This window comes from Nocardioides cavernae (assembly GCF_013410035.1).
Lineage (GTDB): Bacteria > Actinomycetota > Actinomycetes > Propionibacteriales > Nocardioidaceae > Nocardioides > Nocardioides cavernae_A.
Genome location: NZ_JACCBW010000001.1, coordinates 1,396,681 through 1,410,891, shown reverse-complemented (window position 1 = coordinate 1,410,891; position 14,211 = coordinate 1,396,681). Strand labels below are relative to the sequence as shown.

The 14,211-nt window shown below is 72.8% G+C and carries 14 protein-coding genes; 9 read left to right on the top strand and 5 right to left on the bottom strand.

Annotation, left to right across the window (positions count from 1 at the left end; translation table 11 throughout):
• Nucleotides 1-10: 10 nt before the first annotated feature.
• The 3 genes from F4692_RS06885 to F4692_RS06875 are packed head-to-tail and all read left to right on the top strand — an operon-like array spanning nucleotide 11 to nucleotide 3,467.
• On the top strand, nucleotides 11-1,102 hold the full coding sequence (locus F4692_RS06885; RefSeq protein WP_179618826.1) for a hypothetical protein: 1,092 nt from the start codon (nucleotides 11-13) through the stop codon (nucleotides 1,100-1,102).
• On the top strand, nucleotides 1,099-2,280 hold the full coding sequence (locus F4692_RS06880) for a hypothetical protein (protein WP_179618825.1): 1,182 nt from the start codon (nucleotides 1,099-1,101) through the stop codon (nucleotides 2,278-2,280). The genes F4692_RS06885 and F4692_RS06880 overlap by 4 nt, the downstream gene beginning before the upstream one ends.
• On the top strand, nucleotides 2,277-3,467 hold the full coding sequence (locus F4692_RS06875; protein ID WP_179618824.1) for a hypothetical protein: 1,191 nt from the start codon (nucleotides 2,277-2,279) through the stop codon (nucleotides 3,465-3,467). The genes F4692_RS06880 and F4692_RS06875 overlap by 4 nt, the downstream gene beginning before the upstream one ends.
• 16 nt (nucleotides 3,468-3,483) lie before the next feature.
• Here F4692_RS06875 and F4692_RS06870 read toward each other — a convergent pair whose 3' ends face one another.
• Both F4692_RS06870 and F4692_RS06865 read right to left on the bottom strand, forming a co-directional pair.
• Nucleotides 3,484-4,164 (bottom strand): EcsC family protein, encoded by a 681-nt coding sequence (locus F4692_RS06870; protein WP_179618823.1) that lies wholly within the window; start codon nucleotides 4,162-4,164, stop codon nucleotides 3,484-3,486.
• A 40-nt stretch (nucleotides 4,165-4,204) separates the two neighbouring features.
• Entirely contained in the window at nucleotides 4,205-5,536 is a 1,332-nt protein-coding gene (locus tag F4692_RS06865; protein ID WP_179618822.1) for a calcium-binding protein, read from the bottom strand.
• Between the two features lie 99 nt (nucleotides 5,537-5,635).
• Between F4692_RS06865 and aat the strand changes: the two genes are divergently transcribed.
• The 3 genes from aat to F4692_RS06850 all read left to right on the top strand — a co-directional run bounded on the left by aat (nucleotide 5,636) and on the right by F4692_RS06850 (nucleotide 7,360).
• Nucleotides 5,636-6,322, top strand: coding sequence for a leucyl/phenylalanyl-tRNA--protein transferase (aat, locus tag F4692_RS06860; protein WP_308645184.1), 687 nt, complete (start codon nucleotides 5,636-5,638; stop codon nucleotides 6,320-6,322).
• A gap of 86 nt (nucleotides 6,323-6,408) precedes the next feature.
• Nucleotides 6,409-6,891 carry a hypothetical protein gene (locus tag F4692_RS06855; protein WP_179618820.1) on the top strand — a complete coding sequence of 161 codons (483 nt, stop codon included), beginning with the start codon at nucleotides 6,409-6,411 and terminating at the stop codon, nucleotides 6,889-6,891.
• Between the two features lie 79 nt (nucleotides 6,892-6,970).
• Nucleotides 6,971-7,360, top strand: coding sequence for a hypothetical protein (locus F4692_RS06850; protein WP_179618819.1), 390 nt, complete (start codon nucleotides 6,971-6,973; stop codon nucleotides 7,358-7,360).
• Nucleotides 7,361-7,456: 96 nt separating this feature from the next.
• Here the strand turns inward: F4692_RS06850 and F4692_RS06845 are convergent, their stop codons facing one another.
• The gene (locus F4692_RS06845; RefSeq protein WP_179618818.1) at nucleotides 7,457-8,338 is read right to left on the bottom strand and encodes an Fpg/Nei family DNA glycosylase; all 882 of its coding nucleotides are present in this window, start codon (nucleotides 8,336-8,338) and stop codon (nucleotides 7,457-7,459) included.
• 45 nt (nucleotides 8,339-8,383) lie between these two features.
• Between F4692_RS06845 and F4692_RS06840 the strand changes: the two genes are divergently transcribed.
• The gene (locus F4692_RS06840; protein WP_179618817.1) at nucleotides 8,384-8,650 is read left to right on the top strand and encodes a hypothetical protein; all 267 of its coding nucleotides are present in this window, start codon (nucleotides 8,384-8,386) and stop codon (nucleotides 8,648-8,650) included.
• Nucleotides 8,651-8,731: 81 nt separating this feature from the next.
• On the opposite strand, the gene zwf is transcribed toward F4692_RS06840, so the two are convergent.
• A complete protein-coding gene (gene zwf / locus F4692_RS06835; protein ID WP_179618816.1) occupies nucleotides 8,732-10,231 on the bottom strand; it encodes a glucose-6-phosphate dehydrogenase in 1,500 nt (499 codons plus the stop codon).
• Between the two features lie 74 nt (nucleotides 10,232-10,305).
• Here zwf and F4692_RS06830 point away from each other — a divergent pair, with 74 nt between their 5' ends.
• Nucleotides 10,306-11,514 carry an ATP-binding protein gene (locus F4692_RS06830; RefSeq protein ID WP_179618815.1) on the top strand — a complete coding sequence of 403 codons (1,209 nt, stop codon included), beginning with the start codon at nucleotides 10,306-10,308 and terminating at the stop codon, nucleotides 11,512-11,514.
• A 64-nt stretch (nucleotides 11,515-11,578) separates the two neighbouring features.
• On the opposite strand, the gene F4692_RS06825 is transcribed toward F4692_RS06830, so the two are convergent.
• The gene (locus F4692_RS06825; protein WP_179618814.1) at nucleotides 11,579-13,024 is read right to left on the bottom strand and encodes a dihydrolipoyl dehydrogenase family protein; all 1,446 of its coding nucleotides are present in this window, start codon (nucleotides 13,022-13,024) and stop codon (nucleotides 11,579-11,581) included.
• A 187-nt stretch (nucleotides 13,025-13,211) separates the two neighbouring features.
• Between F4692_RS06825 and F4692_RS06820 the strand changes: the two genes are divergently transcribed.
• Nucleotides 13,212-14,195 carry a TerC family protein gene (locus F4692_RS06820; protein ID WP_179618813.1) on the top strand — a complete coding sequence of 328 codons (984 nt, stop codon included), beginning with the start codon at nucleotides 13,212-13,214 and terminating at the stop codon, nucleotides 14,193-14,195.
• Nucleotides 14,196-14,211 lie beyond the last annotated feature (16 nt).

Genomic DNA, 14,211 nt, shown 5'->3' with positions numbered 1-14,211 from the left:
AATCAGCGCCATGAGCCGTGTCGTCCACCTGCACATCGGTGCGCCCAAGACCGGGACGACCTACCTCCAGGACCGCCTGAGGCTCAACACGGCCGCGCTGGCTCGCCACGGCGTGACCATCCCGTCGACCCGGCCCGGCCGGACCGACATGTTCCACTTCCGGGCTGCGCTCGACCTGCTCGACCAGGACTGGGGCGGCGCCCCCGGGCACGCCAGGGGCGCCTGGGACGCGATGGTCCGGAGGGTGCGGCGCGCCGACGGCAACGTCGTGATCAGCCACGAGATCCTCGCCGGGGCCAAGCCCGACAAGATCGCCAAGGCGATGAACGACCTCGCCGGCAGCGAGGTGCACGTCGTCTACTCCGCGCGCGACCTCGCGCGCCAGCTGCCCGCCGCGTGGCAGGAGTCGATCAAGCAGGGCCGCAAGTGGAGCTTCAACCGCTTCATCAACCGCTACGAGGGCGGCAAGTCGTTCTTCTTCCGGCAGGCGCTCGACCTGCCCGAGGTGCTCTCCGCGTGGGGGGCCAAGCTGCCGCCGGAGCGGATCCACGTGGTCACGGTCCCCCACGACCGCGGCCCTGACGGCGACGAGCTGTGGCTGCGCTTCTGCCGGGCGTTCGGCATCGATCCGCTGTGGGCGCCCCTCGACTCCGAGCGCGACAACCGCTCGCTCGGGATCGCGGAGACCTCCCTGCTGCGCAAGCTCAACCGCCGCCTCGAGCTCGGCACGCACCGCGAGCCCGCCTACGACAACCTCATCCGCGAGCAGCTCGCGCAGGAGGTGCTGGTGGCGCGCGACGCATGGCCCGTCCGCCTGCCCCCCGAGCGCTACGACTTCGCCGAGCAGCAGGGCGAGCGGTGGATCGAGTGGATCAAGGGCAGTGGGGTCGACGTCGTCGGCGACGTCGAGGACCTGCGGCCGCGGCGACCGCCCGAGGGTGAGGAGTGGCGCAACCCCGACCGGGTGCGGGCCAAGCTCGAGCTCAGCGCCGCGCTCGACGCGCTGACCGTCATGACCCGGGAGGCGGCCGAGGCCAACGGATCGGGCGGACCGGTGGCCGACCGCCTGCGGACGGCCGCACGCCGGCTGCGCGACCGGTGACCGCCCGCTCCTCCACCGGTTCGTCGGCGCTCGCCCACGGCTGGGTCGACCACCTGCGCGCGGGCGGCACGACCCCGTGGCTCGCGTGGTCGGAGACGGGGTCGGGCACGGGGTCGGGCACGGGGTCGGGCAAGGACCGCCCCGCTCGCCGCGCGCTGCCGGGAGCCCAGCAGCTCGAGCTGCTGCGCCGGGTCAACCTCGCCGCCCGGTCGGGTGCGGGCCCTGCAGGCGACCGCGAGCGCACCCGCCTCGCCGACCGGGTCCTGGCCGCATCCGCCGCCGGGCGCGGCAAGGCCGACCTCCCGCTCGTCGGGCTGCCGTACTCCCCGTTCGGCCCGCGGCCGGTCGACCCCGCCGAGGTGGGTGCGCACGAGCTGCTGCGGGTGGCGAGCGTGCTGCTCGCCGACGACCTCGTCGCCCTGGGCCCCGACCCCGTGCGTACGTCCTGGGCGCGGCCGTGGCGGCGTCGCTTCCGTCTCGTCGGCGACCCCGTCGTCACCACCGCGGCGCGCGAGCACCTGCTCGCCCTCGGCCGGCCCGAGGGCGGCCCCCGCCCGTTCGTCGTCGCGGTCGGCGCGCCGCTCGACGACCTCCTGGCCCGGACGTGGACCCAGCGCTGCTTCGAGCACGGCAGCAAGCCGTGGGCGGACTGGCTGCGGTTCTGGCGTGAGCGCGACCAGCTGCCCGCACGCGTCGACCTCCTCGACTCGGTGCACCGCTGGCACGGGCGCCGCCCGTTCGTCCGGGTCGTCACCGACCTCACCCGCCTGCCGCACCAGGTCGGCGTGCGCCGACTGCCGGACGTCCGCGTCCCGGGCGCCGACCAGGCCGAGCTCGCCCGCCGGATCGCCGCCGTCGTCGGGCTCCGCGTCCCCTCCGCCGAGCGGCCCGCGCTGATGCGTACGCTCCGACGGCGGATTCCCGACACCGGCGCGGCCCCCGTCGGCGTGCCCGTCCGCGAGCGCGGGTGGGTGGCCGCCTCGGCCGCCCGGATGGCCCGCGACCTGACCCGCGCTGGCTACCCTGTCGTCGGCGACCTCGCCGACCTCGCGCCGCGCACCGCGCCGGCCGCAGCCGCCGGCGCGGACGAGCGCCGGGTGCTCGACCTGGCGATCAGCATGGTGGTCGACCCGACGTGGCGCACGGACCGGACGGTGAAGAGCGAGGTGGAGCGGTGAGCAGGCGGGTGCTGCTGCACGTGGGCTGCCCGAAGACCGGCACGTCCTACCTCCAGGACGTCCTCTTCCGCAACCAGAAGGTCCTGCGCGAGCACGACATCCTCTACCCCGCCGAGCGCTTCGACGCCCACTTCCTCGCCGCGCTCGACCTGATGACGCTGCCGTGGGGCGGCATCGAGACCGAGGCCGTCGGCGCGTGGGACCACCTCGCCGCACAGGTCCGCGACTGGCACGGCACCGCGATCATCAGCCACGAGATCTTCGCCCGCGCGACCCCGACGCAGGTCGAGCGCGCACTCGCCTCCCTCGGCGACGCCGAGGTCCACCTCGTGCTGTCGGTCCGTGACCTGGTGCGCCAGATCCCGGCCGAGTGGCAGGAGAACGTCAAGCACCGCAGCCACGTGACATACGCCGCGTTCCTGCGCACGATCCGCGATCCCGAGCGGGACTCGCGGATCGGGTCGTGGTTCTGGGCGGTGCAGGAGGTCCCGGACATCCTCGACCGGTGGGGCGGGTCGCTGCCGCCCGAGCGCGTCCACCTCGTGACGCTGCCACCGCCGGGCTCGGACCGCGGCGAGCTGTGGCGCCGCTTCTCGCGGACCTTCGGCCTCGACGGCCTGCCGCTCGACCTCACCGCGGAGCGGGAGAACCCCTCGCTCGGCGTGCCGGAGACCTCGCTCCTGCGCACGATCAACGAGCGGGTGACCTCCATCATCGCGCCGCCCGACTACCGCCCGCTGGTGCGCGAGACGCTGGCGCACCAGACCCTGTCCCGGGGGGTCGCCTCGGCCCGCCTCGGCCTGTCGCCCGACGACCACACCTGGGCGCGCGAGCTCGCGCGGGACTGGATCGACGTGCTCGCCGAGCGCGGCTACGACGTCGAGGGCTCCCTCGACGACCTCCTCGGACCCGACCTCGGCACGTTCACCGACCCCGACACGGCGCCGGCCGACCAGCTCCTGCCGCCGGCACTCGACGTTATCAGCGCGCTGCTCGTCGAGGCGGCGCGGCTGCGGGCGGTGGAGGAGCGGCTCCACGAGGAGCTGCGCGAGGCCCGCGAGGAGCGCGACCGCGCGCGGCTCACGCCGACCCACCGGGTCAGGCGCAAGATCGTCACCACGCTCGAGGACAGCCCCGCGGGGCGCGGCACGCTCGACGCCTACCGTCGGGTGCGCAGGCGGCGCTGACCGGCGACGACCCGGGTCAACCCTTGCGCCGCGGCAGCAGCTCCCGGTCCGCGTAGCGACCGATCTTCCACGTGGCGAAGCCGTCCGCGCCCATCCCCACGACGCCGCCGACCACGGGGATCCGCCGGCCGACGGTGGTGGCCAGGCGCTTGCCGGCGACGCGCGCGATGAGGTCGGTGGCGACGACCGCGGAGATCGTGCCGTCGATCGTCGGGTCGTGCGCAGGCGCGGTCGCGAGCGCCATGGGAGTGCCGGCGAGCTTCTTCTTCGTGACCATCTCGTGCACCGTCTCCTCGCCGAGGAGCAGGGCCAGGATGGCGTTGCGCACCCGCGGGTCGTCGAGGTCGTGGCCGCGCAGGTGGGCGATGCCCGCCACCATCCGGCACTGGATCAGCGCCAGGCCGGTGACGTTGGCGGGGATCGTGACCGCCATCGTGACCAGGCCGCCGAGGTTGGTGGCGAAGCCCTGCGCGCCGGCGATCCGCACGTTGTTCTCGATGACCTCGTGGATCGCCCGATCGACGTCGCCGCCCTGCTCGGCGAGCTGCTTGTCGGCGGCCACCGCGGCGGGGGCGAGCGGACCCACGCCGTCGATCGCGCGGTTGAGGGCCTCACGCACGAACGACGTGGTGAGTCCGGGAGCGAGCTCCTGGATCCTCGGTGCGAGCTGCCGCCCGACGGTCTGCTTCAGGCCCATGCCCCCGATCGTACGGGCGGCGCCCTCGTCGCGGGGACGCTCAGCGGCGCACCTCGCAGGACTTCAGCACCTCGCCCCGCACGCAGCGGTCGCGCCCGGCGTACCCGGTGAGCCGGTCGCGGCCCGGTCCGCCGTCGAGCAGGTCCGACCCCGTGGTGCCGTCGAGGCGGTCGGCGCCGGCGCCGCCCCAGGCGCGCACCGAGCGCGCCGAGGTGCTGAACCACTCGTTCGCCGGACCGCCGCGGAACTCCGCGCGGGGGAAGCGGACGAACGCCGAGATCCGCTCGACGCCCACGAGGCGACCGAGCGTGGTGCGACCGGCCGTGATGCGCTTGCGCGGGACGTCGACGCGGAGCACGCCACCTGTCGGGCGCTGGGGGGTGTAGGCGATCAGCCGGTCCCGGCCGGACCCGCCGTCCCACGTCGACCGGCGCCCGGCGAGGTGGCCGGTCAGGGTGTCGTCCCCCGACTGGCCCCGCATCACGGTGCCCGCGACCTCGGTGAAGAGCCGGTCGTTGCCGTCGCCGCCGAGCAACCGCGTGCCCGGGTCGGGGGAGTCCGAGGACAACCGGTCGACGTCGGCTCCTCCGCGCACGACGTCCACGCCCCGCTCGACGGTGACGCCGTCGCTGCCGGGACCCGTGGACACGACGTCGTCCCCCGGCTGCGGCACCGGCTCGGGTCGCGGTGCGTCGATGCTCCAGCCGGACGTCGTACGCCCCGGGTTGTCCGGACGCACGACGTCGGCGCCGTCGCCGCTGTCGACGACGTCGTCGCCCCCTCCGGCGTCGATGACGTCACGGGCGGCGGAGCCGAGCAGGGTGTCGTCGTGGGACGACCCGATGACGCCGATCGGGCGGCCGGGGTCGGCGGCGACGATCGTGTCGGTGCCGTGACCGGTCGCGGTGCCGGCGGCGAGGTCCACCCGGACGCCGGCCGGGGCGTCGGCGTACGACACCTGGTCCACCTGGAGCGGGGACTCCCAGAACCAGATGTCCGTCGCACCGGTGCCGAGGTCGACGAGGTCGTCACCCGCTCCGGGGACGAGCAGGTCGCCGTAGTAGCCGTCGTCGGGGGCGTAGTCGGCGTCCGCCCCGCCGAAGAGGCGGTCGTCGCCGTCGCCGCCCACGAGCGTGTCCGCGCCCCCGAGCCCGCAGATCGTGTCGTTGCCACCGGCGCCGTCGATGGTGTCGTTCCCGGTGGTCCCGACGATCACGTCGTCACCGGGCGTGCCCGTCACCGGGGCGCTGGTCCAGGAGCCGGCCGGCAGGCTCACCACGAGGGTGGCGGCCTTGCCGTCGCAGGTCTCCGCGGCGCGTGCCGGTGCGGCTGCGGCCACGGGGCCGAGGGCGGTGACGGCGAGGCCGATCACGGCTGTGAGGGTGGTGGTGTGTCGCATGGCGTCCTCCGGGTCGGTGTCAGCAGGGAGACGTCGTTCCCCGCGGTTTGGTTGTTCGCTACCGTGCGAATGGTGCAGATCGCCCCCGCTCCGACGCCGTGGGCCTTCCCCGCGCACGCGACGTGGGACCCCGACGACGACCTGGTCGCGCTCGGCGCGGACCTCGAGCCGGGCACCCTCGTCACCGCCTACGGGCTCGGCCTGTTCCCGATGCCGGTGACCCTCGACGGCGAGGAGCAGGTCGGGTGGTTCTCACCGGTCGAGCGGGGGATGCTCCCGCTCGACGGACTGCGGGTGTCGCGCTCGCTGCGCCGCTCGATGCGCGACTTCGAGATCCGCGTCGACTCGGCGTTCGACGACGTGGTGGCCGAGTGCGGCAGCCCCGAGCGGCCCGACGGCTGGATCACCGGCGACTTCCGCAGCGCCTACGGGCGACTGCACCGGCTCGGCTGGGCGCACTCGGTCGAGGCGTGGCGGGACGGGCGGCTGGTGGGCGGGCTGTACGGCGTCAGCATCGGCGGGCTCTTCGCCGGGGAGTCGATGTTCCACCGCGAGCGCGACGCCTCGAAGGTCGCGCTGGTCGCGCTCGTCGACCTGCTCCGCGACGAGCACGCCGACGAGCGGGTGCTCGACGTGCAGTGGCAGACCCCGCACCTGGCGACGCTGGGTGTCGTGAGCCGGCCGCGCGGGGAGTACCTCGAGCAGCTCGGGCGCAGCCTGCGGCTGCCGCTGCCGCCCGCCTTCCGAATGGACGGTTGACCACCCACCCAGGAGGGTAGGGACCTGTCCAGCACCACCCATGACGCGACCGCACCCGAGCGCCGCGTCCTGACGAGGGGGATCCCATGAACAACCGTGCTCGCCTGACCCTGTCCAGCACCGTCCTGCTGGTCGGCGCCGTGACCTCCGCCTGCGGCGGTGGCGGCGGCGCTCCGACCGACGCGAGCGAGGACAGCTTCTGCAAGGCCGCCAACAGCCTGTTCACCGACCTCGTCCCCCAGGACGCCACGGAGATGCCGAGCGAGGCCGACATGGCGAAGGCCGTGACGGACTGGGGCTCGAAGATGGAGGAGGTCGGAACGCCCGAGGGCATCTCCGACGACGCCCGCGCCGGGTTCGAGACCGTGGTCGACCAGGCCAAGGACATCGACGCCGACGACTTCTCCATGGAGAACCTCGAGGAGCTGCAGGCCGGCGGGGAGGAGGCGTCCGCGGAGGAGAAGAAGCAGGCCGAGGCCTTCGGCACCTACCTCACCGACACCTGCGGCAACCCGATGGACGACATCGAGGTGCCCGAGATCCCCGAGACGCCCGAGTCCACCGAGTGACGCCGAGAATTCTTCACCGTCCCGCTGCCCCGTCCGGCGGGACGGTGCATGATGGACCATGCGTCGAGGGAGGGTACGCATGACGATCACGCGTGAAGGCCGGACCTGCTCGTTCTGTGGAGAGCAGGGCGGGCCGGGCAGCGGCCTGCGCCTGGTCGGCGGACTGGGGGCGCAGGTGTGCGAGCGCTGCGTCGACGACTTCCACCGCACGCTCCACGACGCGGCCACCTGGGAGGCCGTGAGCACCCAGATGCCGTGGGAGCGGATGAGCGACGCCGAGCTGCTCGCGACGCTGCCGATGATCCTCGCGTCCGCCGAGCAGAACACCGGCTTCGCGCACGAGTGGGTCGACATGCTGCGCACCCGCAACGTCTCCTGGGCGGAGATCGGTCGGGTCCTCGGGGTGTCGCGCCAGGCGGCGTGGGAGAGGTTCGCGCGGAAAACGGGCGACAAGCACGCGTCTGCGTGAGACGATCTGCTGCGTCAAGCTATTCTTGACGTCCAAGGTGTCGGTCGGACTTCACGGGGGTGAGTCCGACCGGCACCTTTCTTCGTGCCTCAGCGGCTACTTCAGCAGCTTGGACATCCGGCGGTCGGCCAACGGCTTCCCGCCCGTCTGGCACGTCGCGCAGTACTGCAGGCTCGAGTCGGCGAAGGACACCTCGCGGACGATGTCGCCGCAGACCGGGCACGCCTGTCCCGTCCGGCCGTGGACCGCGAGGTTGCTCTTCTTCTCGCCCTTCAGCTCGCTGGCGGCGAGCCCGCTCGCCCGGGCGACCGCGTCACCCAGCGTCGTGCGGATGGCGTCGTACAGCGTCTGCAGGTCGGTCTCGTCGAGGCTGTTGGCGGGCTTGAACGGCGACATCCGGGCGGCGTGGAGGATCTCGTCGGAGTAGGCGTTGCCGATGCCGGCGATGATCGACTGCATCCGCATCACGCCCTTGACCTGCTTCCTCCCCTCGGCCTCGAGGATCTGCCGCAGCACCTCGATGGTGAAGTCGTCGGAGAGGGGGTCGGGACCGAGCCGGGCCACGCCCTCGACCTGCTGCGGGTCGCGCACGACGTAGATGGCCAGGCCCTTCTTGGTGCCGGCCTCGGTGATGTCGAGCCCCGGCTGCACGTCGAGGTCCGGGTCGTCGATGACCACGCGGGCGGCGAGCGGGTTCTTCGGGTTGGGCCGGGCGGGCAGCGCGGGCACCTCGTCGCGCCACCGGATCCAGCCGGCGCGTGCGAGGTGGATGACCACGTGCACCCCGCTGGCGTCGATGTCGAGGAACTTGCCGTGGCGGGTGACGTCGTCGACGAGCGTGCCGTGCAGGGCGTGCAGCGGCGGGTCGAAGGTCTTGAGCGCGCTGAACGCGGTGAGGTCGACGCGGCTGATCGCCCGCCCGACCAGGCGTCCGCGCAGGTCCTGGACGAGGGCTTCTACCTCGGGGAGCTCGGGCACGCCACGAGTCTAGGCAGATCCTCGTGTCCCGGGTCACAATGGGACATGGCCCAGCCGCGCACGTTGCCGCGCACCGGGGCGGTCTTCCTCGACCCCCGCGGTGAGGACAGGTCGCTGCGCGTCACCTGGCACCAGGAGTCGCAGCTGGTCGTGCTGTCGCTGTGGCGCGACAACGTCTGCGCCGGGACGTTCCGGCTCGCCGCCGACGAGGTCCCCGACCTGATCGCCCTGCTGCGCCAGGGCCTCGACGAGGCGTACGACATCGCGCGCGAGCGCGTCGACCGGGTCGTCCGCCCCAGCCAGGCGGGCTGACCCCCGCGTCCCCGACCTCCCCGCCTTCTCCGACCTCTCCGACCTCCCCGACCTCCCCGACCTCCCCGACCTGGGCCTGGCCTACCTCCTGACCCGCCACTCCCGCTCGAACGGCAGCCGCCACGCGTGCGGCGCGATGAGCTGGTGGATCGCGTTCGGCCCCCACGTGCCCGGGGCGTACGGCTTCACCGGCGGCGGGTCGTCGAGCAGCTGCGCGGAGCGGTCCCACAGCGACTCGATGCCCTCGGCGGTCGTGAAGAGCGTGTGGTCGCCGCGCATGGCGTCGAGGATGAGGCGCTCGTAGGCCTCGAGCACGTCGCCCGCGGCCTCGGTCTCCCCGGTCGAGAACTGCATCGACAGCTTCTGCAGCCGCATGCCCGGGCCCGGGCGCTTGCCGTAGAACGACAGCGACACCTTCGACTCGTCGGCGAGGTCGAAGGTGAGGTGGTCCGGCCCGGCCGACCCGACGCCGGAGTTGGCGGGGAACATCGAGCGCGGCGCCTCCTTGAAGGCGATCGAGATGATGCGGTTGCCCTCGGCCATCTCCTTGCCGGTGCGCAGGTAGAACGGGACCCCGGCCCAGCGCCAGTTGTCGAGGCGGCACTCCAGCGCGATGAAGGTCTCGGTGTCGGAGTCGGCCGCGACACCCTGCAGGCCGGTGTAGCCGGTGAACTGCCCGCGGACCACGTCGGTCGGCCTGATCGGCAGCAGCGAGCGGAAGACCTTGTTCTTCTCCTCCGAGATCGCCCGTGGCTCCAGTGCGGTCGGCGGCTCCATCGCGACGAAGGCCATCACCTGGAACAGGTGCGTCACGACCATGTCCTTGTAGGCACCGGTGGACTCGTAGAAGTTCGCGCGCTGGTCCAGGCCCAGCGTCTCGGGGATGTCGATCTGCACGTGGTCGATGAAGTTGCGGTTCCAGATCGGCTCGAAGAGCCCGTTGGCGAAGCGGAAGGCCAGGATGTTCTGCGCCGCCTCCTTGCCGAGGAAGTGGTCGATCCGGAAGATCTGCGACTCGTCGAAGGTCTTGTGGACCTCCGCGTTGAGGTGGATCGCGCTCGCGAGGTCGGTGCCGAACGGCTTCTCCATCACCACGCGGGACCGCTCCACCAGGCCGGCGGACCCGAGCATCTCGATGACGGGGAGCGCGGCCTTGGGCGGCACGGAGAGGTAGTGCAGCAGGCGTACGTCGTCGCCGAGCGTCTCCTTCGCCCTCCCGACGGCCGCCGCGAGCGCCTCGGGACCGGCCGCCTGCGGGACGTAGGCGAGGTTGTCGTCGAAGGTGTCCCACTCCTCCTCGGTCAGCTGCTTGTGGCCGAACTGCTCGATGGCGGTCCGGGCGAACTCCTTGAACCCGTCGTCGTCCATGTCCTCCAGGGACGTGCCGACGACCCGGATGTCGGGCGCCAGGTCGGACAGGACCAGGTGTGCGAGCCCGGGCAGCAGCTTGCGGCGCGCGAGGTCGCCGCACGCGCCGAACAGCACGATGACGTGCGGGTCGAGGCGCTCCTGGGCGTAGCGCGAGGTGCTCCGCGACTCGGCGGGGTAGGAGATGGACTGGGCGGCGGGCGGCTCGGTCACCCCCCGATCGTGACCGACTCGCCCACTATCCGACAATCTAGGGAGGGATCTAGACGACGCAATAGGGTCGCATCGTGGACCCGATCCGGAACCCGTACGCCCCGGGCGCGGGCCAGCGCCCTCCCGAGCTCGCGGGCCGCGACGAGCAGCTCGCCGCGTTCGACGTCGTCCTCGAGCGCGTGGCGAAGGGCCGTCCCGAGCGCAGCCTGGTGCTGACCGGGCTGCGCGGCGTCGGCAAGACCGTCCTGCTCAACGCCCTGCGCGGCGCGGCGGTCCGCAAGGGCTGGGGGACCGGCAAGCTCGAGGCCCGCCCCGGCCAGGGGCTGCGCCGTCCGCTGAGCAGCGCGCTGCACCAGGCCGTGCGCGAGCTTGGTCGATCGGACGAGGACTCGGTGGACCACGTGCTCGGCGTGGTGAAGTCGTTCGCGCACCGCGACGCCGGTGCCCAGGCGAGGCTCAAGGACCAGTGGAACCCCGGCATCGACGTCCCGGCCGTGCGCGGGCGGGCAGACTCCGGGGACATCGAGATCGACCTCGTCGAGCTGTTCACCGACCTCGGCGGTCTCGCGGCGGACGCCGGCAAGGGCATCGGCATCTTCATCGACGAGATGCAGGACCTCGGCGCCGACGACGTCTCGGCACTGTGCGCCGCGTGCCACGAGCTCAGCCAGTCGGGGCTGCCCGTGATCGTGGTCGGTGCCGGGCTGCCCCACCTGCCCGCTGTCCTGAGCGCCAGCAAGTCCTACAGCGAGCGGCTCTTCCGCTACCAGCGCATCGACCGGCTTGCCCGCGACGCCGCCGACCGGGCGCTCGAGGCGCCGGCGGCCGACGAGGACGCGGCGTACGAGCCCCAGGCCCTCGCCGCGATGTACGACGCGACCGGCGGCTACCCCTACTTCATCCAGGCCTACGGCAAGGCGGTGTGGGACCTCGCCCCACGCTCGCCGGTCACCGCGGCCGACGTCGCCGTCGCCGCACCGGAGGCGGAGTCCGAGCTCGCCGTCGGCTTCTTCGGCTCCCGCTACGAGCGGGCCACGCCGGGCGAGCGCGACTACCTCATGGCCATGGCGGACGTCGCCGTCGCGCAGGCCGAGGCCGGCGCCGACGTCGAGGGCGAGGCGGTGCTCAGCGCCGACGTGGCCGCGGCGCTCGGCAAGAAGCCACAGTCGCTCTCACCGGCCCGTGACTCGTTGCTGAAGAAGGGCCTCGTCTATTCCGGCGAGCGCGGGCGGATCGCGTTCACCGTGCCCCACTTCGGGCGCTACCTGCGCGAGCGGGGCTGAGCGGCCCCCTGGTAGACGGTCGTGTCGAGGCCCACCGATGGGGGTCTCGACACGCCTCGCTCGGCTACTCGACCACCGGAGGTGGGGGCGGGGTCCGCAGCTCGCGGGGCAGCTCCTCCAGCAGCCGGAGGTAGAGCTCGGAGGAGGTGGGGTACGACGCGACCGCGTGGCGGAGCACGTGGACGGGCACGCCCCCGGTGATCGCGACGGTCGCGGCGTGCACGAGCTCGGCGACCTCCGGGCCGACGAACGTCGCACCCAGGACGAGCCGCGACTCCCGGTCGACGACGAGCTGCGACTCGCCGGCGATGTGGTCGCGGAGCAGGCCCGTGCCAGCGGCCGACGAGGTCGGGACGCGCGAGGTGACGACGTCGTGCCCGGCCTCGCGCGCCTCGGCCTCGGTCAGCCCGACGCTCGCCACCTCGGGGTCGCTGAAGACCACCTGCGGGACCGGCGCCTCCCGGTCGGGCTCCCACGCGACCTCGCCGACCGCGGCGGCCGCGATCCGGGCACCGACGAGGCGGGCCTGGTGCTTGCCCCAGTGCGTGAGGGGCGCGCCTCCGCTCGCGTCACCGACGGCGTGGAGCCAGTCGGGCAGGCGCCCGCCCGTCACGTCGTCGGGGGCGAGCCCGACGCTCTCGAGGCCGATGCCGTCGAGCAGGGGCGAGCGTCCGATCGACAGCAGCACCTCGTCGACGACCAGCTCCCCCGCCGAGGTGGTCAGCGTGACCGCGCCGCCGTGCACGCGTCCGGTGCCGGTGGCCTCGGGGGAGTCGCGGCGCACGTCGGAGACGCTCGTGCCGAGGTGGACGGTGACGCCGCGCTCGCGCAGGCCGGCGAGCACCGCCTCGCCGGCGAAGGGCTCCATCCGCTCGAGCAACCGCGGTCCGCGCACCAGCAGCGTCACCTCCGAGCCCAGGGCCTGCATCCAGATGGCGGCCTCGCACGCCACGACACCGCCGCCGACGACCACGAGGCGGTCGGGCACCTCGATGACACCCGTGGCGTCGCGCGAGTCCCACGGGAGGGCTGCGGCGTACTGCTCCGGGACGTGCGCGGCGCTGCCCGTCGCGATGACGACGGCCCGGCGTGCACGGAGCAGCACGTCGTCACCCGACGACGTGGAGACCTGCACGGTGCGCTCGCCGACGAGCCAGCCGGTGCCACGGTGCACGGCCAGGCCGGCACCCTCCGCCCACGAGACCTGGCCGGAGTCGTCGTAGTGCGAGACCCACGAGTCCCGCCGCTCGAGCAGTGCCTTCGGTGTGACGTGCGCGGTCGAGACGCCCGGGAGGTCCGCGGTCACGTCGGCGACGGCGATCGGGCGCAGCAGCGCCTTGCTGGGCATGCACGCCCAGTAGCTGCACTCGCCGCCCAGCAGCTCGTGCTCGACGATCGCGGCGGTCATCGCCCGGCCGTTCACCTCGACGCCCTCCACGGCGTACTGCGCGGCGTTCTCGCCCGCCGGGCCGCCACCGATGACGACGACGTCGTACTCGATCGTTTCCATGTCGTGGACGATACGTGGCCGTCACGGATTGGAGTGCGCTTGCCGCTTCAACTAAAATACGTGGCGAGGGGAGTACCCCACCAACACTCGTCGGTCACTACGGCGCCTCAGCGGGCGCCCCGGCGAGCGGCCGCACTCGGAGCGGCGGGGGAGACCTCAGGACCCACGAAGCATCCTGAGGAGACCCATGTCGTCCATCGCGTCCCCGACCCTGTGGTTCATCACCATCGGCGTCGTGATCGCCCTGCTCGTCGTCGACTTCATCGCCACCCGTCGCCCGCACGAGGTCAAGATGAAGGAGGCCATCGCCTGGTCGGCGTTCTACGTCGCCCTTCCCCTCGCGTTCGGCCTCTACATCTGGAACGTCCACGGCGGCGACCGGGGCCTGGAGTACTACACCGGCTACCTCGTCGAGAAGACGCTGAGCGTCGACAACCTCTTCGTCTTCATGCTGCTGCTCGCCGCCTTCGCCGTGCCCGAGGTGCTCAAGCAGCGCGTGCTGCTCTACGGCATCATCGGCGCGCTCGTCCTGCGCGGCATCTTCATCGCGCTCGGCGCCGCGGCGCTGTCGCGCTTCGACTGGGTGTTCCTCGTCTTCGGCGCGGTCCTGCTCCTGACCGGCATCAAGATGCTGCGCGACGCGGTGTCGGGGCAGGACCACGAGGTCGACGTCTCGGAGATGCGCCTGGTGAAGGTGATGCGTCGCTTCATGCCGGTCACCGACGACTACCACGGCCCGCGCATGACCGTCGTGGAGAAGGGCACGCGCATGCTCACGCCCTTCGCGCTGGTGACCGTCGCGGTCCTCGGCACGGACATCGTGTTCGCCGTCGACTCGGTGCCCGCCGTCTACGGCATCACCGGTGACCCCTACCTCGTCTTCGTGACCAACGCCTTCGCGCTGCTCGGCCTCCGCGCGCTCTACTTCGTGCTCGAGGGTGCGCTCAACGCGCTGGAGCACCTCAGCTACGGCCTCGCCGCGATCCTCGGCTTCATCGGCTTCAAGCTGGTCCTCCACTGGGCGCACCTGGTCTGGCCCTCGGTGCCGGACGTGCCCACGTTGATGTCGCTGTTCGTGATCGTCGGCATCCTCGGCATCACGATCACCACCAGCCTGATCGCCAACAAGCGCAAGAAGGCCGCCGAGCCGGAGTCGGTCGGCACCCACTGACCGCGGTGCCGGGCGG